This is a genomic window from Streptomyces thermocarboxydus, from assembly GCF_024760485.1.
In the GTDB taxonomy this organism is placed as follows: Bacteria; Actinomycetota; Actinomycetes; order Streptomycetales; family Streptomycetaceae; genus Streptomyces; species Streptomyces cellulosae.
Map to the genome: position 1 here is coordinate 6,730,260 of NZ_CP058273.1, position 25,034 is coordinate 6,755,293.

Genomic DNA, 25,034 nt, shown 5'->3' on the forward strand with positions numbered 1-25,034 from the left:
CGTTCTCGCGTTGTGCGGCCGGGTCGATCATCGCTCCGCACCCGCCGCACCCGGAAGTCGTACGGGCCGGGCGTGTCCGGCCGAGGAGGACCAGTGCCCAGGAAACACCGTCCGACCCCGCCGTGCGGGCAGGACGGCCGGGCGAGTTGCGCGCGGCGCCGGGACCCCGTTTCCATGGACCAAGGCCCCTCCGCGCATCGTCGCCCCCCCTTCGGCGGCCCTGACGTGCGGCACAGGTGCGACCGACCCCGGGAGGCTGGACCGTGGCAGCACCGGACGCGCGACCGCCCGGCCCGGAGGAACTCCTCGAGGGCTCCGCCGGACCCGTACTGCGGTCCCTGCTCACGCACGCGGGCCTCGGGCTCGCCGTGTGGGACACCGAGCTGCGCTGCGTCTGGGCCAACGACGTCCTCACCCGGTACGACGGCATCCCCCGCGAGCAGCGGCTCGGCCTGCCGCCCCACGCCTCCCTGTCCGGTGACGCGGCCGCCCTGGAGTCGACCCTCCGCGAGGTGCTCGACACCGGCGCCTGCGTCATCGGCCGCCCCTACCGCGTCCCCGTGGGCCAGGGCGACCGGCGGCCCCGCTTCCTCGCCGCCACCGCCCTGCGCCTGGACGACCCCGACGGCCGCCCGCTGGGCGTGGCCCTGCTGGTGCTGGACGTACGCAGCGGACGCGGTGTGCAGGACCGCCTCGCCGTGGTCAGCGAGGCCGGCGCCCGTATCGGCACCACCCTGGACGTCGTGCGCACCGCGCAGGAACTGGCCGACTTCACCGTGCCGCTGCTCGCCGACTACGTCACCGTCGATCTGACGGAGGCGGTACGGCTCGGAGGCGAGCCGCTGGAACGCCTCGGCACCGCCGACGGACGCGTGCCCACCTTCCGCCGCGCCGGCGTCGCCTCCGTCCACGACGGCGCCCCCGAGTCCCTGTGGGCGTCCGGGGAGGCGGTGTACGTCCCCGAGGCGTCGCCCTTCATGCGGGTGCTGCACACCGGCCGGCCCCTGCTGGAGCCGCACATCGACACCTCGCCCGGCACCTGGCTGGACCACGACCCGGCGCGCGCCGAGAAGATCCGCCGGTTCGGCATGCACTCGCTGCTGATCGTCCCCCTCCAGGCCCGCGGCCTGCTCATGGGCGTGATGGTCCTCGTCCGCGCCGACAACCCGGCCCCGTTCGACGACGGCGACCGGCTGCTCGCCGAGGAGATCGCCGCCCGCGCCGCGCTCAGCCTCGACAACGCCCGCCGCTACACGCGCGAGCGGACCGCCGCGCTCACCCTCCAGCGCAGTCTGCTGCCGCGGCGGGTGGACGGGGGCGACGCCATGGAGGTGGCCGCGCACTACGTCCCCGCCGACGCCGAGTACAGCGCCGGAGGGGACTGGTTCGACGTGTTCGGGCTGTCCGGGGGGCGGCTCGCGCTGGTCGTCGGGGACGTGGTGGGACACGGGATCGCTGCCGCGGCTGCGATGGGGCGGTTGCGGACGGCGATCCGTACGCTCGCCGACCTCGATCTTCCTCCGGCGGAGTTGCTGACCCGGTTGGACCGGGCGTCCGTGCATCTCGTGGAGGCGGACGAGGCGGACGCGGAGTGTTGCTCCGTCGGGGCGACGTGTGTGTACGCCGTGTACGACCCGGCTGCCCGTACGTGCACGGTCGCCCTGGCGGGGCATCCGCCGCCGGCCGTCAGCGGGGCCGACGGGAGCCTCGGCTTCCCCGATCTGCCGCACGGGACTCCGCTCGGGTACGGGCTGCCGCCCTGCGAGGCTGCGGTTCTCGAGCTGCCCCCGGGTGGGCTGATCGCCCTCTATTCGGACGGGCTGGTCGAGGACCGTCGGCACGACATCGACGTCGGGATGGAGCGGGTGCGGAGGGCTCTTGACCGGGCGGGCCGTGATTCCTCCCTGACGGAGTTGTGCACGGCGGTCGTGGACACGCTGCCGCGGGCGCCGGAGGACGATGTCACGTTGCTGCTGGCGCGGGCGCGGTGAGGGTGCGGCGGGGTGCCGCACGAGGTGTTCCGCCCCCGCCGCCCCTTCCCCTACCCGACCCCGGAGCTCCGCCCCGGACCCCGCTTCTCACGTGCCGGAGGGGGTGCGGGTAACCCGGGCTTCGTTCCGGGCGCGGTTCCTCAAGCGCCGGAGGGGGTGGGGTAGTCCGGGGTTCCGTCCCGGACCCGGCTCCTCGCGTGCCGGAGGGGGTGCGGGTGGCCCGGGGCTTCGTTCCGGACCCCGCTTCTCACGCGCCGGAGGGGCTATCCGGGTGCCAACGCCATCCGCAGTGCCAGCGCCGTCATCACCCCGCTCGCCACCAGCGCCGTCGCCAGCCGTCCCCGGTGGCCGGTCAGTGCGTGGCCCAGCAGGGCGCCGCCGCCCGCCAGCAGGACCTGCCAGCTCGCCGAGGCCGCGAAGGCCGCCGTCACGAACACCGACCGCTCCGTCGCCCCGGCCGCCGACCCGCCCTGCGAGCCGAGGACCAGAGCCGCGAAGTAGATCACCGTGGTCGGATTGAGCAGGGTGAGGCCCAGCAGCGCCAGATACGCCCGCAGGGCGCCCGGAGGCGGCGGCGCGGTCCGCGTGGTGAGGCGGCGGCCGCGGTACTGCCGTAGCGCTCCGGCCGCGCCCCATGCCGCCAGGGCGGCCAGGACGAGGACGCACACCCAGCGCAGCGGGCCCAGGGCGGGGCGCAGCGCCGAGGCGAGGGCGGAACCGCCGAGGACCGCGGCGAGCGCGTACAGGCCGTCGGCCGTGGCGACGCCGAGCGCCGCGCACACGCCGGTGCGCAGGGACGTACGGGCACTGAGGGAGACGAGGTAGGTGCCGACGGCGCCCACGGGGACCGCGATGCCGTACCCGGCGAGCAGCCCCGCGAGCAGCGCGGCGGTCACGGACGCGGGCGAGTCGTGCCTTCCCGGGCGCCGGACTGCTGCTGTCGGCCCGCGACGACGGCGAGGGCGGACGGGAGCAGAGGGAACATGTGCGTGGACATGGGAGGGATCCTGGGGGCCGACGCCCGGTACCGGCAAGCGGTTTTCGCTGGCTAGGGTGCCGGGGTGACCGAGAAGCCCTTCCTCTACGTCGTCGTCTGCGCCGCCGGTGTCGCCGCGGACGTCAGCAAGCTGATCACCGCCGCGCAGGAGCGGGACTGGGAGGTCGGCGTCATCGCCACCCCGACCGCGATGAACGGCTTCTTCGACGCGGCCGCCGTCGAGACGCAGACCGGCCGACCGATCCGTTCCGCATGGCGCCGCCCCGACGACCCGCGTCCCTTCCCGGCGCCCGACGCCGTGGTGGTCGCCCCGGCCACCTTCAACACCGTCAACAAGTGGGCCGCCGGCATCGCCGACACCCTCGCCGTCGGCACCCTGTGCGAGGCGGCCGGGCTCGGCGTGCCGATCGCCGTCCTGCCCCGCGTCGCCGACGCGCTGGCCGCGCACCCCGCCTACCAGGACTCCGTCGCCCGCCTGCGCGGCATGGGCGTCCGCTTCGCCGACCCGTACGCGGGGGAGGGGGAAGCAGGCGGCACACAGCGGGAGTTCGGCTGGGAGCGGGTCCTGGACCTGCTGCGCAGCCGCTGAGCGGCACTCCTCTTCGAGTGCGCGCGAAGACGTACGCTCGCTCCTGCGACAGCAACCGTTCCCGACGGCAGGAGCAGCAACGATGCAGTACGTGAAGCTCGGTTCGACGGGCCTGGAGGTCTCGCGCGTCTGCCTGGGCTGCATGACCTACGGCGACCCCGGCCGCGGCAACCACGAGTGGACCCTCGACGAGGAGGCGTCCCGGCCGCTGATCCGGCAGGCGCTGGAAGCGGGGATCACCTTCTTCGACACGGCGAACGTGTACTCGGACGGCACCAGCGAGGAGATCGTCGGCCGGGCGCTGCGCGACTTCGCCCGCCGCGACGACATCGTCCTCGCCACCAAGGTGCACGGGCGGATGCGGCCCGGACCCAACGGCGCGGGCCTCTCCCGCAAGGCGATCATGACCGAGCTGGACCACAGCCTGCGCCGCCTCGGCACCGACTACGTCGACCTCTACCAGATCCACCGCTGGGACCCGCACACCCCGGTCGAGGAGACGATGGAGGCGCTGCACGACGCCGTCAAGGCGGGCAAGGTCCGCTACATCGGGGCCAGTTCGATGTACGCCTGGCAGTTCTCCAAGGCGCAGTACACCGCCGAACTGCGCGGCTGGACGACGTTCGTGTCCATGCAGAACCACTACAACCTGCTCTACCGCGAGGAGGAGCGGGAGATGCTGCCGCTCTGCGCGGACCAGGGTGTCGGCGTGCTGCCGTGGAGCCCGCTCGCCCGCGGCCGGCTCACCCGCGACTGGAACGTCACCACGGAGCGCAGCGCCACCGACCAGTTCGGCAGCACCCTCTACCAGGAGGGCGACCGCGCGATCGTCGAGGCGGTCGCCCGCGTCGCCGAGGCCCGCGGCGTCCCCCGCGCCCAGGTCGCCCTCGCCTGGCTGCTCCACCAGGACACCGTCACCGCACCGATCGTCGGCGCGGCCAAGCCGTCCCACATCGAGGACGCGGTGGCGGCGGTCGACCTCACCCTGACGGACAAGGAGCTCGAGGAGCTCGCCGAGCCGTACACCCCCCACCCGATCGCGGGCCACTGACACGTCCGGCCCCGGCGGGGACCGCCGACCTCCACGGAAGCGGTCCCCGCCGGGGTCACTCCATGTCCGCCAGCGTCAGCTCCGCCCAGATCGTCTTGCCCTCCGCCGTGTGGCGGGTGCCCCAGCGCTGGGTGAGCTGGGCGACCAGGAGCAGGCCGCGGCCGCCCTCGTCCCAGGTCTTGGCGCGGCGCAGATGCGGAGCCGTGTGGTTGGCGTCGGAGACCTCGCAGATCAGGGTCGCCTCGTCATGGATGAGGCGCAGCCGGATCGGCGGGGCGCCGTACCGGATGGCGTTGGTGACCAGCTCGCTCACCACCAGCTCCGCAGTGAACGAGGCCTCGGTGAGCTCCCACGCGGCGAGCTGGTCGAGGACCTGCTTGCGGATGGGCGCCACCAGCGCCGGATCGGCCGGGATGTCCCAGGTGGCGACCTGCGAGGACGGCAGCCCCCGCAGCCGGGCCAGCAGCAGCGCCACGTCGTCCGTCGCGCCGCCCGGCGCCAGCACGCTGTTCAGCACCCGGTCGCACGTCTCGTCCAGCGGACCCGACGCCCCGGACAGCGCCTCCAGCAGCAGGACCTCGCCCTGGTCGGGGTCCCGCCCCCGCGAGGTGACCAGCCCGTCGGTGTAGAACGCCAGCACACTGTCGTCGGCCAGCTCGAACTCCGCCGACTCGAACGGCAGTCCGCCGAGTCCCAGCGGCGGCCCCGACGGCAGTTCCAGATGGTGCGCGGTCCCGCCCGGCGGGATCAGCACGGGCGGCGGATGCCCCGCCCGGGACAGCGTGCAGCGCCGTGACACCGGGTCGTACACCGCGTACAGACAGGTCGCGCCGACCTCTCCGGGCCCGGAGTCGCCGGCGGCCTCCTCCGACAGGTGCAGCACCAGGTCGTCGAGGTGGGTGAGCAGTTCGTCGGGGGCGAGGTCGATGTCGGCGAGGGTGCGCACGGCCGTGCGCAGCCGGCCCATCGTCGCCGACGCCTGGATGCCGTGCCCCACGACGTCCCCGACGACCATGGCGACCCGCATCCCGGACAGCGGGATCACGTCGAACCAGTCGCCGCCCACCCCGGAGCGCGCGGCCGGCAGATAGCGGCTGGCCGCCTCCAGGGCGGCCGTCCGCGGCAGGGTGCGGGGCAGCAGGCTCCGCTGGAGGGTGAGCGTGGTCTCCCTCTCCCGCGAGTAGCGGCGGGCGTTGTCGATGCAGACGGCGGCGCGCGCGGTGACCTCCTCGGCCAGCAGCACGTCGTCGTGGGTGAACGCCTCAGGCTGGCTGAAGCGGGCGAAGGCGGCCACGCCGAGGGTGGTGCCGCGGGCCTGGAGCGGCACGGACAGGATCGCGTGCACGCCGAACTTCTCGATCCGCCGGGCCTGCGTCTCGTCCTCCGACAGCCAGGAGTCCAGATCGCCGGCCGGCACGGAGGCCACGATGCTGTGGCCCGCGGCCAGCGAGTCCGCCTGCGGCGAGTTCTCCGGGTAGACGATCACCTCGCCCACCTGGGCGGAGTCCGAGGGGGTGTCGCGGGTCAGCGCCTGCCGGGCGACCCGGCGCAGCGACACCGGCGGGGTCAGCCGGCCGGACGCCTCGCCCCCGTCCTCCGGCTCCAGCAGTTCCACGGAGACGAAGTCGGCGAGCGCGGGCACGCAGACCTCCGCGAGCTCCTGTGCCGTGCGGGTGACGTCCAGGGTGGTGCCGATGCGGGAGCTGGCCTCGTTGACCAGGAGCAGCCGCTCCCGGGCCCGGTACTGCTCGGTGAAGTCGTGGGCGGTCACGCACACGCCCCGCACCCGCCCCGACCGGTCGGTGAGCGGCGCGAGCCGGGCCAGCCAGGCGTGCGGGTGGGCCTCGGCCCTGGCCTTCATATGGGTCTGCATGTCGTGCGGCCGTCCGGTGCGCAGCACGTGCCGCAGTTGCCGCTCCAGCTCGCTGTGCTGCGCGCGGCCCCCGATGTCGGTGGGCCGCAGCCCGCGCAGATGGTCGGCCGGCAGCCCGAGGAGCCGGGCCATCGCGTCGTTGACCCCGCGTAGCCGCAGCCCCTGGTCGAAGACCATCGTGGCGCAGGGCGACTGGAAGACGGCCTTCCTGACCAGCGGATCGTCGGGCAGGTCGTGGTCGGTGGCCTCCAGCGGGGTGACCGCGAGCCACTCGCCGGGGCCGTCCCCGGAGGGCTGCCGGTGGTGGGCGAGGACCCACGCGCTCACCGTGCCGCCGTCGCGGTGGCGCAGCACCAGCGTGCCGCTCCAGCGGTCCTCGGGCAGCGGGAGCGGTCCCGTGCTGTCGGCCAGCAGGTCGGCGGCGGGGCGGCCGACGACCTCCTCGGGCCGGTGTCCCAGCAGCAGGCGTGCCCCCTCGCTCCACCGCGTGAGCGTGCCGTCGGCGGCGATGACGGCCCGGGCCGTCACCGCATCGTCGAACGGGTCGTCCGGCCTCATCGTCGCCACTCCATCGCGCACACTCACCGTGAACCGGTGTATCGCCAGAGTCCCAGCCTAGTGCGTCCGCGCGCGACATGAACGGGAACCGGTGCTGCCGCCTCCGTACCGCCCCGAAGCGCCCTCTTCGTGTCACGACCGTTGACGGGGTGTCACATCTGCCACAACCATGGGCGGCGCACGGAGTTGGGAGCGCTCCCATTCGCGCCCCTGTACCCCCGTACCTCCGCAGAGGAGCCCAGACGTGAAACGACGCAGAACCGCGCTGCTGACCCTCACCGGTCTGCTGGCGACCGCGCTGGCCGCGATGCCCGCAGCCCCGGCCGGGGCGGACGAGGTCGAGCAGATCCGCAACGGCACGTTCGACAACGGCACCGACCCCTGGTGGGCCTCCGAGGGCGTCACCGCGGGCGTCTCCGACGGCCGCCTGTGCGCCGACGTGCCCGGCGGCACCGCCAACCGCTGGGACGCGATCGTGGGCCACAACGACATCACCCTCCAGGAAGGGGAGACGTACCGCTTCTCCTTCAGCGCGACCGGCTCGCCCGCCGGTCACGTGGTCCGGGCGGTCGTCGGCCTCCAGGTGGACCCGTACGACACCTACCACGAGGTGTCGCCGCAGCTCAGCGCGTCCGGCGACACCTACTCGTACACCTTCACCGCGCCGGCCGGCACGGAGCGGGCCCAGGTCGCCTTCCAGCTCGGCGGCAGTCCCGACCCCTGGCGGTTCTGCGTGGACGACGTGTCGCTGCTCGGCGGCGTCGCCCCCGAGCCGTACGAGCCGGACACCGGGCCGCGCGTCCGGGTGAACCAGGTCGGCTATCTGCCCGACGGGCCGAAGAACGCCACCCTCGTCACCGACGCCACCGAGAAGCTGGCCTGGCAGCTCAAGGACGGCGCCGGCCGGGTGGTCCGCACCGGCTGGACCGTGCCGCGCGGCGTCGACGCCTCCTCCGGGCAGAACGTGCACTCCGTCGACTTCGGCTCCTACCGGGGACGCGGCACCGGATTCACCCTGACGGCGGACGGCGGGACCAGCCACCCCTTCGACATCGACGCGAAGATCTACGAGCGGCTGCGGCTGGACTCGGCGAAGTACTACTACACCCAGCGCAGCGGCGTGGCGATCCGCGAGGACCTGCGCCCCGGCTACGGCCGCGCCGCCGGTCACGTCGACGTCGCCCCGAACCAGGGCGACGGCGCGGTGCCCTGCCGGCCCGGGGAGTGCGACTACACCCTGGACGTCACCGGCGGCTGGTACGACGCCGGCGACCACGGCAAGTACGTCGTCAACGGCGGCATCAGCACCTGGGAGGTGCTCAGCACCTACGAGCGCGCCCAGCACGCCCGCACGGGCCGGGTGCACAAGCTCGGCGACGGGACGCTGAACATCCCCGAGAGCGGCAACAAGGTCCCCGACCTCCTCGACGAGGCCCGCTGGGAGCTGGAGTTCCTGCTGAAGATGCAGGTGCCCGACGGCGAGCCGCTGGCCGGCATGGCCCACCACAAGATCCACGACGAGCAGTGGACCGGGCTGCCCTTGCTGCCGAGCGACGACCCGCAGAAGCGCGAGCTGCACCCGCCGACCACCGCCGCCACCCTGAACCTCGCCGCCACGGCGGCCCAGGCGGCGCGGCTGTACCGCCCCTACGACAAGCAGTTCGCCGACCGCGCCCTGGCGGCGGCGCGCAAGGCCTGGGCGGCGGCGCTGGCCCACCCGGACCTCATCGCGGACCCGGACGACGGCATCGGCGGCGGCGCCTACCCCGACGACACCGTGTCCGACGAGTTCTACTGGGCGGCCGCCGAGCTCTACCTCACCACCGGCGAGCGGAAGTTCAGGGACCACGTGGTGAACTCGCCGGTGCACACCGCGGACATCTTCGGCCCGACCGGCTTCGACTGGGCGCGCACCGCCGCGGCCGGCCGGCTCGACCTCGCCACGGTGCCGAACAAGCTGCCCGGCCTCGACACGGTGCGCCGCTCCGTGGTCGCGGGCGCCGACCGCTACCTGGCCACCCTGAAGGCGCACCCGTACGGCCTGCCGTACGCGCCGCAGGGCAACGTCTACGACTGGGGCTCCAACCACCAGGTGCTCAACAACGCCGTCGTCCTCGCCACCGCCTACGACCTCACCGGCGCGGCGAAGTACCGGGACGGCGCGCTGCAGAGCATGGACTACATCCTCGGCCGCAACGCGCTCAACATCTCCTACGTCACCGGCTACGGCGAGGTCCACGCCAAGAACCAGCACAGCCGGTGGTACGCCCACCAGCTCGACCCGAACCTGCCCAACCCGCCCGCCGGCACCCTGTCCGGCGGACCCAACTCCAGCATCCAGGACCCGTACGCCCAGTCGAAGCTCCAGGGCTGCGTCGGACAGTTCTGCTTCATCGACGACATCCAGTCCTGGTCGACCAACGAGCACACCATCAACTGGAACGCCGCCCTGACCCGCATGGCCGCCTTCGTGGCCGACCAGGGCTGACCGTCCCCCTTCCCGCGCGGGCCGGTGACCACCAGGGTCACCGGCCCGCGCCCGTACTCTCCGGTACCCCGCCGCACCCACTCCGACCTGCGGCTATTTACTGTTCAGTACCCGAGCGGTACCGTAATCCCATGCCAGCTCTCAACGTGGAGTTCAGCGACCGCGAGCTCGAGGACCTGCGGCAGATCGCCAAGGAACGCGGTACGTCCATGAAGGCGCTCGTACGGGAGGCGGCAGCGGCGGACATCGCCCGTCACCGCGCCCTCCAGGAGGGCGCCGAGGCCTTCCGCCGCTTCTTCGCCACGCACGCCGACGAGTTCGCCGCCGCGTTCCCCGACGACGAACCGCCCGCCAAGGGCGCGGGACGGGCCGCCTGACCGATGCCGCCCGTGCTGCACATCGACGTGCCCTGGCTGCTCCAGCGGCACGAGGAGGTCCTCCCGGACCAGCCCACGATCAACGACTTCTCCGCCCTCGTGGCGGCCGTGGCCCGGCACCGCGTCGACCCGCCCCGGCTCGGCGTGAACTCCGACGCCGCCTGGCGGGCCGCCGCCCTGCTGCACACCCTCGCCGTGCTCCGTCCGCTGCCCTCGGCCAACGCCCGCTTCGCCTGCGCCACGGCAGTCGCCTACATGTACGTCAGCGGGGCCGGCATCGACCCGCCCTACGGCGCCCTGGTGGACCTCGCCCGCGTCCTGATCTCCGGCGCGACCGACGTGTACGGCGCCGCCGACCGGCTGCGGTCCTGGCAGATCTGACGCCCGCCCACAGCTGAGAGACGCCTTCCCGTGGCCGCCGGCCGAGGGGCGGGAGGGAGCGGGCCGGCGGCCGGGCGCGCGGAAGTGCCGCCGTCGCCGCGCGTGACCTCCGAGAAGGGTTCCCCCAGTGCACCGCGCCCGCGCGTCCTCCGGCAGCGTGCGCGGCCCGGCGGTGCGGACGCGCCGTTCACACGGGGTGCGCACCGCGGAAAAGACGCACCGGGGGAGTGGCGCGCGCCTTCGCATCACACCTTGGCCACACCTTCCCGTCACCCCTTTTCAGGGAACCCCTCACCGTCCCGGAAAAGGGGCCGTGAATGCCGGAACGCGACGTGCGTAGCGCTTTCTCCTTTTGACTTTCTGTCAACGCGGGGATGTTGCCCGACCGCCTTGTTGGCCGCACACGGGTTGTGCGAGAGTGAGCCACCCGTGAGGGGGTAAAGGCCGGGGACGCTCGCGAGTTGATGAACCGGTTCGGAAGCGCCGCCGACAATTCCCGCCCCCCGCGCCACACCAAGAGGTATGCACCAGTCCTGCATCCCTTTTCGGTGTCGGAAACGCTCGAATGTCACATGCGCTGTGGGAAGGAACCAATCTCAGTGCACACCCCCCACCCCCCTCGTCCTCCCTATCCCCCGCCGGGCGGTGATCCCGGGGAGTCCGACGAGGCGCTGGCCGCGCGGCTGCGGGGACGTCCGGAGGCGGAAGCCGCGCGTTCCGTCGCCCTGCTGACGGCGCGCCACTGGCACGCGATGCACGACTACGCCACCGTGTGCCTCGCCTCCGGCGGGCGGACCGCCGCCATGGTCACCGGGGCCGCCCTGCACCGTGTGCTCGACCGGGTCGCCCTCGGCGAGTCCGCCGTGGCCCTCCGTCCCGTCCTCCTCGTGGGAGTGCGGGACACGGTCCGCGAGTGGGCCGCCGACGACCGTGTGGCCGAGGTGCTGCCGGGGCTGCTGAAGCCGGCGGGCGGACGGGGCATGCGCGCGGCGACGACGATGACGCCGGAGAACCGCACCCTCGCCCAGCGGGCGTACCGGTCCCTGCCCGCGCTCGCCCGCTGCCTGCTCTGGCACGTCGAGGTCGAGGCCGAGCCGATATCCGTGCCCGCCGGACTGCTCGGCACGGACGTCGACCTCGCGTCCGGCGCCCTCGACCAGGCCCGCGACAAGTTCCGCCAGGGACTGGTCCGCGCCCACCAGGAGCTGGCGCCCACGCAGGAGTGCCGCTTCTACAACCGGCTGCTCGACGTGCCCATCCGCCGGGGCGGCGAGCTCCTGCCCGACGTGCGCCGGCACATGGCCGAGTGCCGCTACTGCCGCAACGCGGCCGAGCAGCTCGGCCACTTCGAGTCCGGACTGGGCACGCTCCTCGCGGAAGCGGTGCTGGGGTGGGGGGCCCGGCGCTACCTCGACTCACGACCGGGCCGCGCCGGGTCAGGACCGCGCTCCGGCCGCGCCGGACGCCGCCGTCGCCGTGGCGGCGGGGACGGCCGGGCGGGCGCCCGGGCACCGGCTGCTGTCCCGCATCCCGGTGCCCGACCGGCTCGCCATGGCGCTGCCCGACCCGGTGCGCTCCACCCGCACCCTGCTCACCGGACTCGGCGCGGTGTCCGCGGGCGTGCTGGTCAGCGTGCTCATCGCCGGCTCGTCCACCCCGGACGGCGGCACCGCCGACCCGACCGGAGCCACCGGCGCGGGCGGCCGGGCCGCCGTGCCGTCCGCCTCCCCGCCCGGCGCGGCCGGGCTGCCCTCGGCGCCGGACCGCACCCGGCTGCGCAACATCGCCTCCGGCCTCTGCCTGGACACCCGCGAGGAGCCCCAGGACGGCTCCGGCGCCCGGCTGGCGGAGTGCTCCACGGCGTGGACCCAGCAGTGGACGTACGAGGAGGACGGGCTGCTGCGCAGCGTGGCCGACCCGGGGTTGTGCCTGGACTCCCACAAGGACGCCGGCGTGGTCGTGCTCGGGGCCTGCGCCGACTCCGGCGACCGGACCGCGAACGACGTGCGCTACGACCTCACGGTCCAGGGCGAGCTGGTGCCGCGCTGGGACGTGCAGCTGGCACTCACCCCGGCGACCCCTGACGCGAATGCCGACATCGTCGTCAAGGTGCGCGACCGCACCGTGGAGCAGCGCTGGGCCGCCGAACCGGTCCGGTCCGCCGACGCGTCCAGCGAGTCCCTCTCCGTCACCGGCCCGACGGCCCCCGACGCCCGCTACGCCGGCCTGTCCTGACCGGTGGGCCGGCCCGCGCGCCTCCGGGGCGGCCTCCACGGCCGCCCCGGACGGAACGTCAGGGCGTCGCCTCCGTGAGGTCGCGGGGACCCACCGTGCCCGGGCCTGCGTGGCCCGACAGGGCGAGGGTGAGGTCGAGTTCGGCGAGCAGACAGCGGATCACGTGCTCCACGCCCGCCTGCCCGTCCAGGCCCAGTCCGTACACATAGGGACGGCCCACCAGCACCGCGCGGGCGCCCAGCGCGAGTGCCTTGAAGACGTCGTCGCCGGTGCGCACCCCGCTGTCGAACAGCACGGTGAGCCGGTCGCCGACGGCCCGTACCACCTCGGGCAGCGCGTCCGCCGCGGCGACCGCGCCCGCCACCTGCCGGCCGCCGTGGTTGGACACCACGATGCCGTCCATGCCCGCGTCGGCCGCGAGACGGGCGTCGTCGGGGTGGCAGATGCCTTTCAGGACGATCGGACCGTCCCAGTTCTCCCGCAGGAACGCCAGATCCGGCCAGGTCTTCGCCGGGTCGGCGAACATGCCCACGAAGTGCATCACCGCCGCGTTCGGGTCCTCGTGCACGGGCTTGGCGAGCCCCGCCTGGAACGCCGGGTCGGAGAAGTAGTTGGCGGTGCCCACGCCGTGCAGGAACGGCAGATACGCCTGGTCGAGGTCGCGCGGCCGCCAGGACAGCAGGGGCGTGTCCAGGGTGACGAAGAGCGCGGTGTACCCGGCGGCCTTCGCCCGGTTCAGGAAGGACCGCGCCACCTCCACGTCCTTCGGCCAGTACAGCTGGAACCAGCGTTCCGCGTCCCCCATCGCCTCCGCGACCTGCTCCATCGGCGTGCTGGACGCGGAGGACAGCACGAACGGCACGCCCTGCGCGGCCGCCGCGCGCGCGGCCGCCGGCTCGGCGTCCGGGTGCATGATCGACAGCACCCCGACCGGTGCCAGGGCGAGCGGCGCGGCGAGCTGACGGCCCAGCACCTCCACCGACAGGTCGCGCTCATGGACGTCCCGCAGCATGCGCGGCACGATCCGGCGGCGGTCCAGGGCGGCCCGGTTGGCGCGGGCGGTGCTGCCGTCGCCCGCGCTGCCGGCGACGTACCCGACAGGGCCGGGGCCGAGGCGCCGCTCCGTCAGCTCCTCCAGCCGGGTCAGGTCCGTCGGCAGCCGCGGCACGGCCCCCGTCATCCCGTTCAGGTAGATCTCGTACTGGAAGTCGGCCCAGTGCTTCGCCATCCGTCCCGCCCTGTCTCGTTGCCTCGGGGTGCCTCGTGGCCCCGACGCATACTGGCCGGTATGTGCCGGTCGCGTCCAGCGTCCGGTGACAGGACGTTCCCTCGGGCGCGGGGGACGCGCGGGGTGTTCGGAGATGACCGGGGAGCGTCCCTTTCATGACCGCAAGGGGTTTCTATTCGCCCTGCGCAGGACGGAATCGGAATGTTTCAGGCCGATTAACGGGCGGCGGAAATTCGGCCATCTGGCCACTTCAGTGTCGCGGGAGCCGTGCGATTACCGGGTTGACGCGCGTCCGCTTGGTCACTTCGCGCCACTGATTCAATACGCAATGTTACTGAAATGCATGGGGTCGAGGTGAGTTTCCGCCGGGGACTCGGCAGACTCCGGCACGCCGGTCCGGCACCAACCGAGCACGGGTCGGCAACCGAAGAAACGAAGCGGAAGGATGCACACAATGCGGAACACCGCGCGCTGGGCCATCACCCTCGGTCTCACGGCCACCGCCGTTTGCGCCCCCCTCTCCGGGGTCGCGCTCGCCGCCTCGGGAGATGCCCCGTCCGCGCTCTACGCCCCCTCTGCCCTGGTGCTCACCGTCGGCAAGGGCGTCAGCGCGACGACCGCCACACCGGAACGCGCGGTCACCCTGACCTGTGCCCCGGGTCCCTCCGGCACCCACCCCGCCGCCGGCTCGGCCTGCGCGGATCTGGGCGCCGTCGGCGGTGACCTGAGCGCGTTGACGCGGACCGGGGACGCGCTGTGTCCGATGATCTACGACCCGGTGGTGATCACCGTGGACGGCGTCTGGCAGGGCAAGAGGGTGTCCTACGAGCGCGTCTTCTCCAACGACTGCGAGATGAACGCGCACGGCTCGAGCGTGTTCGCCTTCTAGAGACCGGGATCGCACGGTTCCCGTGACCGCGTGGGGTCCGCGGACTGGGGAGTACGGGGCACCGCGCGGGCAGTGCGATCCCTTTGGGAGGCCGGCGGGCGGAGTGGGGCCGCCCGCCGGCCTCCGGGCTTTTCCGCACGGTTCGCGGGGACCCGTTCAACGCCGTGCGGGTACGCGGCTGGTCGCGCAGTTCCCCGCGCCCCCCTGGGGGTGCTGCCACCACCGCCAGTCGCTGCGGGCAGTCGTGCCTCCCCCAGGGCGATGGGGGTAGCTCCCGCTCGAGCGAAGCCGAGAGTGGGGGAGGGTGGGCGCAGCGGCATCTTTGCGGCGCCGGGTGCGGGTCGCGCGTGGCTGGTCGCGCAGTTCCCCGCGCCCCTGGAGGGTGCCTCCGGCACGGCGCTTGAAGCGCCCCGTCACCGGCAGGCACCCCGCGGCCGAAGGCAGGCTGTGGCTGGTCGCGCAGTTCCCCGCGCCCCTGAGGGGGTGCTTCCACCGCCGCACCTTCGTCACGTCAGCCGCGGTCGCGGTGGCTGGTGTCGCACCAGGGGTAGCGGCGGCTGCGGCGGCAGGTGCACAGGGCCACCTGGAAGCGGTCCGAGGACACGACCGAACCGTCCTCCAGCTCCACCTCCACCGGCCCCTCCACCAGCATCGGCCCCTTCCGCCGCATCACGACCCGGCGAGCCTCGCCGGACGGCCAACGCTCAGGTTCAGACGGGCTGTTCGGCACGGACCACCACCAGCTCCTCGTCGTTCTCGGCCGGGGACAGCAGCCCGCGCTCCCGCAGCCACTCCACCCGCCTCCGCATCACCGGGCCGAAGGCGATCCGCTGCCGCTGTGTCACCGCCGCCTTCAGCCCCGCGGCCCGCAGACAGTCCACGGTCGCTCCGGCATCGCTGAGCGCCGACTGCACCAGCAGCAGCACCCCGCCAGGCCGCAACAGCCCCGGCGCCTCGAGGCAGATACGGTCGAGCACGAGGCGCCCGTCACCGCCCGCGTCCCACGCGCGGGCCGCGCCGCGCGGCGGCCGGTGCGCCGTGGGGGCGGGCACGTACGGGGGGTTGGCGAGGACCAGGTCGAACGACCGTCCCCGCACCGGTTCGAACAGGTTGCCCCGCACGACCTCGACCGGGAGGCCGGCCCGCAGCGCGTTCAGCCGGGCCGCACAGACGGCCCGCCGTGACACGTCGACCGCGGTCACCCGGGCGCCGCGCCGGGCGGCCGTCAGAGCCAGGGCACCGGAGCCGGTGCCGACGTCGAGGACGGCCGCGCCGGGCGCCACCGGCTCGTCGGCCAGGGCCGCCGCCAGCAGCTCGGTGTCCTCTTGAGGGGCGTACACGCCCGGAGGTACCAGACTTTTCACAGGCGGCCGAGTACCCCGTTGGTCAAGAGCCATGGGTGACCTCCTGTGACAGGGGAGTACGCAGGGCGGAGCGGCCCTCGCCCCAGTCGGCGAGCAGCCGGTCGCCGAGCCGGTCCTCCGTGAACACCGTGGCCGCCACACCGAAGGCGACGTCCGCCTCCAGTTGCGGCTCGTCCTCCAGGAGGCCGCCGATGACGTCCTTGCGGACCACCTGCTCATGCACCGCGTCCGCCTCCACGTGCTCGTCGTAGAAATGCTCGGCGGCGGGGCCCGCGCCCGTGCGGCGCATGGCCTCGGCGAGCCGGCGGGACCCCGGCGAGGACGTGATCTCGACCGCCGCGAAGTGGCCCACCAAGGCGCCCCGCAGCGTGCGGTGCAGCCCGAACAGCGACATCAGGTTCACCGTGGCCAGCAGCTCCGCGCAGGCCGCGTCGAGATGGCGGCCGTACGTCGTGTCGAGGCCCAGGTCGTCCATCAGGTCGGCCCACAGCCGGGCGTGCACCCGGTCGGCGCGCCCGCCGCCGTACTCGTCGAACTCCACGGCCGCCATCGCCGCCTTGGCCCGGCCGCGCAGCCGCGGCAGCACCCAGGCGTGCGGGTCGGCCTCCTTCAGGTGGTACAGCGAGCGCAGGGCCGCGTACTCGCGCAGCTGCCACAGCTCGCCCTTGTCGCGCAGGAAGTGGCTGACGCCCGTGCCGTCCACCGGCTCGACGAGGATCCCGGCGAGCGCGTCGTCCACGCTGTCGTGGTGCGGGGCGTCCTCGCGCAGGGCGGCGAGGAAGCGCCGCTCCATGGCGGCCCGGGTCCGCAGCAGGTCCGGGTCCCACTCCAGGGTCGGCGCGACGTCCGCGAAGCCGCGGTAGTGCAGTTCGTAGCAGAGGTAGAGGGCCAGCTGGAGGTCCTCGCCGTACACCGGGGCGGCGGCTGCCTCCGCCTCGGAAGGCAGCGGGCCGGCGCCCCGCAGATACGTCGTCACGGCGCGGCTGAGCGGCCCGCGCGGGGCGGGCAGCAGAGGTTCGTCTCGGGGGTGGTCCATGGACCCCGAGTACCCGGACGGCGCACGGAAACGCCCTGCGGCGTGGCGGGGGCGGGCGCGCGGGGTACCCCATGACCTCATGAAGGCACTGGTGATCAACTGCACGCTCAAGAAGTCCCCGGAACCCTCCAACACCGAGGCGCTGTTCCGGACCGTCACCGAGCAGCTGGAGCGGGAGGGCGTCGGGGTCGACGTCGTGCGCGCCGTGGACCTGGACCTCGCCCCCGGCGTGGTCAGCGAGGCCGTGCACGACGGCGACGACTGGCCCGGGGTGCACGAGAAACTGCTCGCGTCCGAGATCCTCGTCATGGCCTCGCCGACCTGGCTGGGCCAGCCCTCCTCGGTCGCCAAGCGCGTCCTGGAGCGCATGGAGGGGATGATGTCCGAGACCGACGACGACGGACGCCCGGTCGCCTACAACCGGGTCGCCGGCGTCGTCGTCACCGGCAACGAGGACGGCGCCCACCATGTGATCAGCCAGATCACCGGCGGGCTCCAGGACATCGGCTACACCATCCCCGGCCAGGCGTGGACCTACTGGAACCAGGGCCCGGGACCCGGCCCCAGCTTCCTGGAGGGCGGCAGCGGGCACGACTGGTCCCAAAAGACGGGCCGGGCGATGGCCGCGAACCTGCTGGGCGTCGCCCGCGCCCTCGCCGCGAACCCGCTCGGGGCGCCGCCGCAGTAGGGCGCGGTCACATGCCCTCCCGCACCGGGGCGCCGGCGCGCGGCTACTCGCCCTGCGACTCCTCCTGCGCCTGCGTGTTCGGCGTGATCGCCTCTCCCGCCTCGCTTTGGTGGCGGCGGTCCTCGTCGGACTCCTCGGTGCGGCGCTCGGCCTCCTCGACCTCCCGCAGCACCTCCTCGACGGCCGACTCGGTGTGCTTCGGTGTCTCGTCGTGCTCGGACAACGGGGTCTCCTCATCTCGTGCTGGTCGTGCTGGTCGTGCTCGTACCGCTCAGTGCCGGGCGGCGGCGATGCGCAGCGGCACCGGGCCCGCGCCGTCCGGCTCCTTCTCGCTGCGCCGGGCGACCTCCGCCCACCAGGCCGGGCCGTCCTCCACATGGCGCAGCAGCACCCCCTCGCGCAGTGCCCAGGGGCAGATCGTCACCGTCGCCAGGCCGGTCAGCTTCATCGCGGTGTGCGCCACCACGGCGCCCGCCAGGCTCTGCGTCGCGCGGGGCGCGGAGATGCCGGGCAGCCGGGCGCGTTCGGCGGCGGGCAGCGCGGCCAGCCGGTCGACGGCACCGCGCAGGTCGGCGGCGGACAGCACCCGCTCCATGAACGGGCCGTGCCGCCCGGGCGCCGCCCCGCACAGCCGGCCGAGCTGCTGGAAGGTGCGGGAGGTGGCGACCGCCGTGCGCGGGCCCTCCCAGCGGATCCTTGCCGCCGCGTCACGCAGCTGGTGACGGACCCGCCGGCGCAGGGCCCGCACCCGGTCCGGCGAGGGCGGGTCCTCGTCCTCGAAGTACTCGTGGGTCAGCCGCGCCGCGCCCAGCGGCAGCGAGGCGGCGAAGTCGGGCAGCCGGCCGCGCCCGAAGGCGACCTCCAGGGAGCCGCCGCCGATGTCCAGCATCGCCAGCGGACCGCAGCGCCAGCCCATCCAGCGGCGCGCGGCGAGGAAGGTCAGCTCCGCCTCGACCTCGCCGGGCAGGGTGCACAGCTCGACGCCGGTCCGCTCCCGGACCGTGCGCAGCACCTCCTGCCGGTTCGGCGCCCCGCGCACCACCGCCGTGGCGAAGGCGAGGGGACCCGCGGCGCCCCACCGCGCGGCCGCCCGGTCCGCCGCCGCGACCGCGTCCACCAGGTCCTCCACGGCGCGCTCCGGCACCGGCCCGCCGGGCGTGACCTGTTCGGACAGCCGCAGCCGCCACTTGGCGGTGTGCACCGGCAGGGGCGCACCGCCCTCCGTGTCCGACACGACGAGCCGGACGGTCTTCGACCCGACGTCCACCACGCTGGTCCGCATGGCCCGTGGGTACCCACTTCCCGCCCGCTGCAACGGACGGACCGCCCCGCGACGGCGAAGACGCGCCACACGGGAGGGGCCTCCTCAGGCCATCTGGCGGCGTACCAGCTCGTGCAGCCGGCCCTGGGTGTCGGCGAGCAGCTCGGCGGGCGTGCCCTGCTGGACGACCTTGCCGGCCTCCATCACCACCACCCGGTCCGCGTCCAGCACCGTCGACAGTCGGTGCGCGATGACGATGCGGGTCGCCCGCAGCGCCTTGGTGCTCTCGATGACCGTGCGCTGCGTCTCGTTGTCCAGGGCGCTGGTCGCCTCGTCGAAGAACAGGATCCGCGGCCGGCGGATCAGCGCCTGGGCGATCATCAGCCGCTGCCGCTGACCGCCTGAGACCGCGCCGCTGCCGGACACGATGGTGTGCAGCCCCATCGGCATCCGCCGGATGTCGTCCGCCAGACCCGCCATCTCGGCCGCCGCCATCGCCTCCTCCGGCGTGTACGGCTCGCTCCCGCAGATCACGTCCATGATCGACCCGGTGAACGGCTGCGCGTGCTGGAGCACCACACCGCACTGCCGGCGCACCGCCGACTGGTCGAGCGCCGCCAGGTCCTGTCCGTCGTACAGCACGCTGCCGGACTGCGGGCGGTCGAAGCCGATGAGCAGCCGCAGCAGCGTCGACTTGCCGCAGCCGCTGGGGCCGACCACCGCCACGAACTCGCCCGGCCGCGCCTCGAACGACACGTCGTCCAGCACCAGCGGACCGTCGTCGGAGTAGCGGAACGACACCCGCCGCGCCTCGATCGCGCCGGTCAGCGGCCCCGGACGGGTGCTCGCCGTGCGCACCTCGGGCGTCGCGTCGAGGACCGGCCGGATCTGCTCGAACAGCGGCAGCGCCGCGACCGCCGACACGAACGAGCCGGTCAGCTGCGTCACCGACGTCAGCACCATCGTCACCGACGTGTTGAACGTAAGGAACTCCGCCGCCGTCATCGACCCGCGCGCCGGGCCCGCAAGCAGCATGAACATCCCCAGCGTGCACAGCGGCAGATACACAGCGCCCAGCACCGCCGTCAGGTTCTTGATCCGCCCGGCCTTCTGCTGCAGCTCGCGGCTGCGCGCGAACTGCGACGCCCACGCCGCGTACGCGTAGTTCTCCGCCGCGGCCACCCGCAGCTTCGGCAGGCCGCGCAGCGTCTGGAACGCCTGGTTGTTCAGCTTGTTGCTGAGCACCACCAGACGCCGCTGCCAGCGCACCTGCCACAGCCCGAGACCCAGGAACACACCCGCGATCACCACCAGCATGCCCATCGCCGCCAGTGCCATCGGCACGCTGAACCACAGCAGCAGCGCCAGGTTCACCGCGCCCACCGTGAGCGACTGCGTGACCGTGGGACCGACCCCGGCCAGCATCCGGCGGATCGCGCTGATGCCCATCGCCGCGCTCGCCAGCTCACCCGTGGACCGCTCGGTGAAGAACCGGGTCGGCAGCCTGAGCAGCCTGTCCCACACCGCCGGCTGGAGCGTGGCCTCCACCCGGCCCTCGAGCCGCAGCAGCGTGAGGTTCTGCAGCAGCATGAACGCGGCCGCGACCACACTGCTGAGGATCACCGCGAGACACACCTGCACGATCAGGTCCGTCTGCGCCTTCGGCACGTACTCGCCGAGCACCCGGCCCGTCGCCAGCGGCACCAGTGCCCCCAGCACCACCGTCACCAGACCGCTGAGGATCAGCCCCGTCAGGTCGCCCCGGGTGCCGCCCATGCAGAACCGCATCAGCCGCAGCGGGCTCAGCCGCCGCTCGGGCAGCGGACGGTAGAACATCACCGCGCGCGGCTCGAACTCCTCGGCGTTCGCCTTCTCCACCGGGGTCTCCCGGCCCGTCGACGGATGCACGGCCACATAGCCGCCGCGCCGCCACAGCAGCGCCACCGGCGCCCCCGACAGGGCGCGGTGCCCCACCAGCGGCCCCACGTCGTCGCGCCACCAGGGGCCCTCGAGACGCACCACCCGGGTGCGCAGCCGCGAGGCCAGCGCCACCTGCTCCACCGGGTCGAGCCGGTCGGCGCCCGTGCCGGACTGCGCCGGCGAGGCCAGGGTGATCCCTGCCGCCCGCGCCACCAGCTCGCAGGCCGCGTACGTGGCGTCCGCGTCCGCGGCCGTCGTGCGCTGCCCCGACCGCTTGCCGATCGACGCGAGCAGCGTCCGGTCGGCCTGCGCCCGCACCGCCTCACCGGCCGCGATGCCCTGCGCGGTGCGCGACTCGTGCGTCTCCTCCAGCTGCTCGATCCACCGGTCCAGCGTGGTCATGAGCCGGTACTGCTGGTCGACCATGCTCTGCCACAGCGACGGGTCCATCAGCAGGTCGGCCGCGGCCTCCGCGCCGTACAGGGAGCCGTACTGCACGCTGCCCGGCGGCACCTGCATCCAGAACACGTCGTCGTCGGTGGGCGCCGCCGCCCGCTCCGTCGCCATCGGCGCCTGGAACAGCACGGCGAGACTGCGGCCCACGCCCAGCGCGAGCGCGTACTCCAGCGGGCTCGTCGTCGGCGGCACGTACTGCGGGTTGCCGTACTCGTCGTACGACCAGGTCTGGGTGTGCGCCTCCTGGTACAGCTCGCGCAGCGCGATGCGGTGCACCACGCAGTCCCGCAGCGGCCGCGCCACCAGCGTGTGCGCCGGACCCGCCACCGGGCCCAGCACCAGTGAACCCGCCTCCAGACGGCCCAGGTGGTGCCAGTGACCCTGCTGCTCCGCGTCCACCGCGAACAGGTCCACGGCGCCCGACGCGATCAGCCACAGCACCTGCGGCCCCTCCAGGTCCAGCTTCCCGAACCCGGAGCAGTCGATCGGGGTGCCCAGCGCGCCGAGCGCGCCCAGGACGACGTCGCCGCCCTGCCCCTCGTGCACGGCAGTCATCTCATCGCTCCCTGACCAGCGCCGCGTACGCGCCGCCGCGCGCCACCAGCTCCTCGTGCCGCCCGCGCTCCACGACCGTGCCCTGGTCCAGCACGACGATCTCGTCGCTGTCGCGGACCGTGGACAGCCGGTGCGCGATCACCACGCACGCGCAGCCGCGGCGGCGCAGGTTGTCCATCACCACCAGCTCCGTCTCGGCGTCCAGCGCGCTGGTCACCTCGTCGAGCACCAGGATGCTCGGCCGGCGCACCAGCGCCCGCGCGATCTCCAGACGCTGGCGCTGACCGCCGGAGAAGTTCCGGCCGTCCTGCTCGACCGGGCTGTGGATGCCGCCCGGACGGCGCACGATCACGTCGTACAGCGCCGCGTCCTTCAGCGCCTCGACCACCGCCTCGTCCGGGATCGACGGGTCCCACAGCGCCACGTTGTCCCGCACCGTGCCCTCGAACAGGAACACGTCCTGGTCGACGAAGGACACCGACGCGGCCAGCGCCCCGCGCGGGATGTCCTCGATGCGCTGCCCGTCGATCCTGATCACGCCCTCCCACGGGGTGTAGAGCCCCGAGATCAGCCGCGACACGGTCGACTTGCCGCTGCCCGAGCCGCCCACCAGCGCCACCTGCTGACCCGGACCGACCGTCAGGTCGAACCCGGTCAGCAGCGGCTTGTCCAGCGGGTTGTAGCCGAAGGTGAGGTTCTGCAGCTCCACATGGCCGTGCAGCCGCCGGGTCGACGCACCGGCGCCCGGACGCCCGTACAGCGGGTCCGTCCGGAAGTTCTCCACGTCCTTCAGCCGGGCCACGTCGGCGGCGAAGTCCTGGATGCGGCCCGCCACCCCGTTCAGCCGGGTCAGCGGCGCCGTGAACCGGGCGACCAGCGCCTGGAAGGCGACCAGCAGACCGACCGAGATGTGTCCCTCGACCGCCCGCATGCCGCCGATCCAGAGGATCAGCGCGCTGTTCAGCGTGGCCAGCGTCGGCGCGACGACGCCGAGCCACGCGCTCGGCACCCCGAGCCGCTGCTGCTCCTCCAGCGTGGTGGCGTGCTGCCCCGCCCACTTGCGGAAGTAGCCGTCCTCGCCGCCGGTCGCCTTCAGCGTCTCGATCAGCTGGAGCCCCGTGTACGCGGTGTTGGTGAGCCGCGCCGTGTCCGCGCGCAGTTTCGCCGTGCGGGTGGCGCGCAGCCGGATCACGATCCGCATCGCCAGGATGTTCAGCAGCGCCACCCCGATGCCCACGAACGTGAGCTGCGGGTCGTACGTGTACAGCAGCACCGCGTACAGCACGACCACGATCGCGTCGACGCCCGCCGCCGACAGGTCACGGGCCAGCGTCTCGGCCACCGCGTCGTTGGACTGCAGGCGCTGCACCAGGTCGGCGGGGCTGCGCTGGGAGAAGAACGTCACCGGCAGCCGCAGCAGATGGCGCAGGAACCGGGCGCTGGACAGCGTGGACGAGATCAGCCGGCCGCGCAGCAGATTCGCCTGCTGGAGCCAGGTCAGCAGCAGCGTCAGCAGGACGCAGGCGCCCATCGACGCGAACAGCACGTCCAGCATCGACGTCTGCTGCCCGATCAGGAACTCGTCGATGAAGGTGCGGCTCAGGCCGGGCAGTGCCGCGCCCACCGCGACCAGCAGCAGACTGGTCAGCACCACGGCGGGCATGGTGCCCGCGGTGCCGCGCAGCCGGGCCGGCATCGCGCCGAGCACGCCCGGCTTGCGGCCGCCGCGGGTGAAGTCGTCGCCGGGCTCCATCACCAGCACCACGCCGGTGAAGCTGCCGTCGAACTCCTCCAGCGGCACGAACCGGCGGCCCTTGGCGGGGTCGTTGACGTACACCCCGCGGCGGCCGAAGCGGCGGCCCATGCCGTCGTAGACGACGTAGTGGTTGAACTCCCAGAACAGGATGGCCGGCGCCGTCACCTCGGCGAGGGCGGCCAGGTCCATCTGCATGCCCTTGGCGGTCAGCCCGTAGCTGCGGGCCGCCTTGAGCAGGTTGCTGGCGCGCGAGCCGTCCCGCGAGACGCCGCACGCGATGCGCAGCTCCTCCAGCGGGACGTGGCGGCCGTAGTGGCCCAGCACCATCGCGAGCGAGGCTGCGCCGCACTCCACGGCCTCCATCTGGAGCACGGTGGGCGTTCGGACCGTCTTGGCGCGGGACTTGGGCACCTTGCGGCGGGGCGGGGCGGCGCGGCGTCTGCCGCGGGTCTCCTGTGCGGTGCTCACGGCAGCAGCCAATCCACGGGACGCTGGTCGGACAGCCGGATGGAACCGGTGGCCAGGGTCATCGACGTCAGCTCGAACGGCGGGCCGTCGGCCGAGGACCACGCGTAGCCGCTCTCCGTGCCGGACGACCGCTTCAGCTTCACGGTGACCGCGACCGGCCTGCCGTCCCGGGTGAACTCCTCGCCGAGCTGGCTGTCACCCAGGAACGCGGCGATCTGGCGCGGGGACTGGGCGGAGCGGTCCACCTTCGTCACCTCGCCGCGCAGCACGCCGTACTCCTGGCTCGGCACCGACTGCACCGTCAGGTCGACGGAGGCGTGCGCGGGAATGCCGGCGGCCTTCTGCGCGGGGACGTACACCGTGGCGTACAAGGGGGGTTCGGAGCCGCGGACCTTCTCGACCGCCGCGACGTCCGCGCCGGTCGCGATGATCTGCCCGGCGCTGGCGGCGAGCGCGGTGATGCGGCCCGCCTGGAGGGTGCGCACGACCTGGTCGCCGTCCGGGGTGCGGACCTTGAGCACGGGGGAGTTCGCCGGCAGCCGCTCGCCCTCGCGCGCGAGCACGGCGGTGACCTGGCCGGCGACGGGGCTCTGCAGGATGTAACTGCCCTGCCCGTACGTGAGGATGGCGGGCGCCTGGACCGTGGAGGTGACCGAACCGGTCAGCGCCCACACGGACGCGGCGGCCATCGCGACCAGGGTGACGGACAGCACCAGCCAGCCCTGCGGGCGGGCGAAGCGCACCGGGAGGTCGAGATCCTCCGGCGACTGGAGCTTGGCGAGGGCCTGTTGGCGGAATTGCACGGGTCTTCCCTCACCTGGGTGAACTGTGCGACGTGACGGAAGGACTGGAAGGACCGCGAACGCACCACAG

At 73.6% G+C, this 25,034-nt stretch carries 21 protein-coding genes; 9 read left to right on the plus strand and 12 right to left on the minus strand.

The window, feature by feature from the left end; genetic code table 11:
• Window positions 1-263: 263 nt before the first annotated feature.
• A complete protein-coding gene (locus tag AY578_RS30795) occupies window positions 264-1,991 on the plus strand; it encodes a SpoIIE family protein phosphatase (protein WP_136237546.1) in 1,728 nt (575 codons plus the stop codon).
• 263 nt (window positions 1,992-2,254) lie between these two features.
• On the opposite strand, the gene AY578_RS30800 is transcribed toward AY578_RS30795, so the two are convergent.
• Window positions 2,255-2,887: a LysE family transporter gene (locus AY578_RS30800; RefSeq protein WP_028959006.1), complete on the minus strand. Its 633-nt coding sequence runs from the start codon at window positions 2,885-2,887 to the stop codon at window positions 2,255-2,257.
• 165 nt (window positions 2,888-3,052) lie between these two features.
• On the opposite strand from AY578_RS30800, the gene AY578_RS30805 reads away from it, so the two are divergent.
• Both AY578_RS30805 and AY578_RS30810 read left to right on the plus strand, forming a co-directional pair.
• Window positions 3,053-3,577, plus strand: a complete 525-nt coding sequence (locus AY578_RS30805; protein ID WP_136237544.1) for a flavoprotein — start codon at window positions 3,053-3,055, stop codon at window positions 3,575-3,577.
• 82 nt (window positions 3,578-3,659) lie between these two features.
• Window positions 3,660-4,628, plus strand: coding sequence for an aldo/keto reductase (locus AY578_RS30810; protein WP_019521265.1), 969 nt, complete (start codon window positions 3,660-3,662; stop codon window positions 4,626-4,628).
• A 55-nt stretch (window positions 4,629-4,683) separates the two neighbouring features.
• Here AY578_RS30810 and AY578_RS30815 read toward each other — a convergent pair whose 3' ends face one another.
• Window positions 4,684-7,059 carry a SpoIIE family protein phosphatase gene (locus AY578_RS30815; protein WP_019521264.1) on the minus strand — a complete coding sequence of 792 codons (2,376 nt, stop codon included), beginning with the start codon at window positions 7,057-7,059 and terminating at the stop codon, window positions 4,684-4,686.
• Between the two features lie 244 nt (window positions 7,060-7,303).
• Here AY578_RS30815 and AY578_RS30820 point away from each other — a divergent pair, with 244 nt between their 5' ends.
• The 3 genes from AY578_RS30820 (at window position 7,304) to AY578_RS30830 (ending at window position 10,305) form a co-directional block, all read left to right on the plus strand.
• Window positions 7,304-9,547, plus strand: coding sequence for a glycoside hydrolase family 9 protein (locus AY578_RS30820; protein ID WP_215047853.1), 2,244 nt, complete (start codon window positions 7,304-7,306; stop codon window positions 9,545-9,547).
• A gap of 131 nt (window positions 9,548-9,678) precedes the next feature.
• Window positions 9,679-9,924, plus strand: coding sequence for a hypothetical protein (locus AY578_RS30825; protein ID WP_026243285.1), 246 nt, complete (start codon window positions 9,679-9,681; stop codon window positions 9,922-9,924).
• A 3-nt stretch (window positions 9,925-9,927) separates the two neighbouring features.
• A complete protein-coding gene (locus tag AY578_RS30830) occupies window positions 9,928-10,305 on the plus strand; it encodes a toxin Doc (RefSeq protein ID WP_258906515.1) in 378 nt (125 codons plus the stop codon).
• A gap of 596 nt (window positions 10,306-10,901) precedes the next feature.
• Here AY578_RS30830 and AY578_RS34180 read toward each other — a convergent pair.
• Window positions 10,902-11,651: a hypothetical protein gene (locus tag AY578_RS34180; protein WP_420341323.1), complete on the minus strand. Its 750-nt coding sequence runs from the start codon at window positions 11,649-11,651 to the stop codon at window positions 10,902-10,904.
• A gap of 130 nt (window positions 11,652-11,781) precedes the next feature.
• Here AY578_RS34180 and AY578_RS34185 point away from each other — a divergent pair, with 130 nt between their 5' ends.
• Window positions 11,782-12,540, plus strand: a complete 759-nt coding sequence (locus AY578_RS34185; RefSeq protein WP_420341324.1) for an RICIN domain-containing protein — start codon at window positions 11,782-11,784, stop codon at window positions 12,538-12,540.
• 58 nt (window positions 12,541-12,598) lie between these two features.
• Here AY578_RS34185 and AY578_RS30840 read toward each other — a convergent pair whose 3' ends face one another.
• Window positions 12,599-13,768: a lactate 2-monooxygenase gene (locus tag AY578_RS30840; RefSeq protein ID WP_136237541.1), complete on the minus strand. Its 1,170-nt coding sequence runs from the start codon at window positions 13,766-13,768 to the stop codon at window positions 12,599-12,601.
• A 454-nt stretch (window positions 13,769-14,222) separates the two neighbouring features.
• On the opposite strand from AY578_RS30840, the gene AY578_RS30845 reads away from it, so the two are divergent.
• Entirely contained in the window at window positions 14,223-14,657 is a 435-nt protein-coding gene (locus AY578_RS30845; RefSeq protein WP_215047855.1) for a subtilase-type protease inhibitor, read from the plus strand.
• 511 nt (window positions 14,658-15,168) lie between these two features.
• Here the strand turns inward: AY578_RS30845 and AY578_RS30850 are convergent.
• From AY578_RS30850 to AY578_RS30860, 3 genes are read right to left on the minus strand one after another with little or no spacing between them, the layout of a single operon-like run.
• Window positions 15,169-15,387: a CDGSH iron-sulfur domain-containing protein gene (locus AY578_RS30850; RefSeq protein WP_206310355.1), complete on the minus strand. Its 219-nt coding sequence runs from the start codon at window positions 15,385-15,387 to the stop codon at window positions 15,169-15,171.
• A complete protein-coding gene (locus AY578_RS30855) occupies window positions 15,368-16,054 on the minus strand; it encodes a HemK2/MTQ2 family protein methyltransferase (RefSeq protein WP_136237539.1) in 687 nt (228 codons plus the stop codon). The genes AY578_RS30850 and AY578_RS30855 overlap by 20 nt, the downstream gene beginning before the upstream one ends.
• The gene (locus AY578_RS30860; protein ID WP_136237538.1) at window positions 16,044-17,057 is read right to left on the minus strand and encodes an iron-containing redox enzyme family protein; all 1,014 of its coding nucleotides are present in this window, start codon (window positions 17,055-17,057) and stop codon (window positions 16,044-16,046) included. The genes AY578_RS30855 and AY578_RS30860 overlap by 11 nt, the downstream gene beginning before the upstream one ends.
• A 79-nt stretch (window positions 17,058-17,136) precedes the next feature.
• Between AY578_RS30860 and AY578_RS30865 the strand changes: the two genes are divergently transcribed.
• The gene (locus tag AY578_RS30865; RefSeq protein WP_019527175.1) at window positions 17,137-17,745 is read left to right on the plus strand and encodes a flavodoxin family protein; all 609 of its coding nucleotides are present in this window, start codon (window positions 17,137-17,139) and stop codon (window positions 17,743-17,745) included.
• Window positions 17,746-17,788: 43 nt separating this feature from the next.
• Here the strand turns inward: AY578_RS30865 and AY578_RS30870 are convergent, their stop codons facing one another.
• The 5 genes from AY578_RS30870 to AY578_RS30890 all read right to left on the minus strand — a co-directional run bounded on the left by AY578_RS30870 (window position 17,789) and on the right by AY578_RS30890 (window position 24,964).
• A complete protein-coding gene (locus AY578_RS30870) occupies window positions 17,789-17,968 on the minus strand; it encodes a hypothetical protein (RefSeq protein ID WP_136237537.1) in 180 nt (59 codons plus the stop codon).
• A 48-nt stretch (window positions 17,969-18,016) separates the two neighbouring features.
• Window positions 18,017-19,027, minus strand: a complete 1,011-nt coding sequence (locus AY578_RS30875; RefSeq protein ID WP_028959000.1) for a Ppx/GppA family phosphatase — start codon at window positions 19,025-19,027, stop codon at window positions 18,017-18,019.
• Window positions 19,028-19,111: 84 nt separating this feature from the next.
• Entirely contained in the window at window positions 19,112-21,937 is a 2,826-nt protein-coding gene (locus AY578_RS30880) for an NHLP bacteriocin export ABC transporter permease/ATPase subunit (protein WP_028958999.1), read from the minus strand.
• 1 nt (window position 21,938) lies between these two features.
• Window positions 21,939-24,161 (minus strand): NHLP family bacteriocin export ABC transporter peptidase/permease/ATPase subunit, encoded by a 2,223-nt coding sequence (locus AY578_RS30885; RefSeq protein WP_215047856.1) that lies wholly within the window; start codon window positions 24,159-24,161, stop codon window positions 21,939-21,941.
• Window positions 24,158-24,964, minus strand: coding sequence for an HlyD family efflux transporter periplasmic adaptor subunit (locus tag AY578_RS30890; protein WP_019527180.1), 807 nt, complete (start codon window positions 24,962-24,964; stop codon window positions 24,158-24,160). The genes AY578_RS30885 and AY578_RS30890 overlap by 4 nt, the downstream gene beginning before the upstream one ends.
• Between the last annotated feature and the right edge of the window lie 70 nt (window positions 24,965-25,034).